Genomic DNA, 665 nt, shown 5'->3' on the forward strand with positions numbered 1-665 from the left:
GCTAAATGCGTAATGAATTGTTAAAGTAAAATAATTAAATTTATAGAAAACATAAAATTCACAAAAATTAAATAATAATGAACAAAAATTAGGGTATAATAAAAAGAACCTTAGATTGTAGTTATGGATATTGTGATAATTCAGATCATATTAATGTTGACGTCTTTGGTAACAAGCCATGAAAAGATACACATGGTAGATATGTATTTCAAGATTATTCAATGAATATCGAATTATAGGAGGAGATATGTATGAAAAGATTAGTTACAGGGTTACTAGCATTATCATTATTTTTAGCTGCATGTGGTCAAGATAGTGACCAACAAAAAGACGGTAATAAAGAAAAAGATGATAAAGCGAAAACTGAACAACAAGATAAAAAAACAAATGATTCATCTAAAGATAAGAAAGATAATAAAGATGATAGTAAAGACGTAAACAAAGATAATAAAGATAATAGTGCAAACGATAACCAGCAACAATCTAATTCAAATGCAACAAACAATGACCAAAACCAAACAAATAATAACCAAGCGAATAATAATCAAAAATCAAGTTACGTTGCACCATATTATGGACAAAATGCCGCGCCGGTTGCACGTCAAATTTATCCGTTTAATGGAAATAAAACTCAAGCTTTACAGCAATTGCCAAATTTCCAAACA

At 28.4% G+C, this 665-nt stretch carries 1 protein-coding gene; it reads left to right on the forward strand.

Features of this window, described 5'->3' with window-relative positions; all coding sequences use genetic code 11:
* Positions 1 to 251: 251 nt before the first annotated feature.
* The coding region (locus IDG60_RS19205) for a hypothetical protein (protein ID WP_206161073.1) at positions 252 to 665 on the forward strand (414 nt) is incomplete at its 3' end.

The organism is Staphylococcus sp. EG-SA-2, from assembly GCF_017152085.1.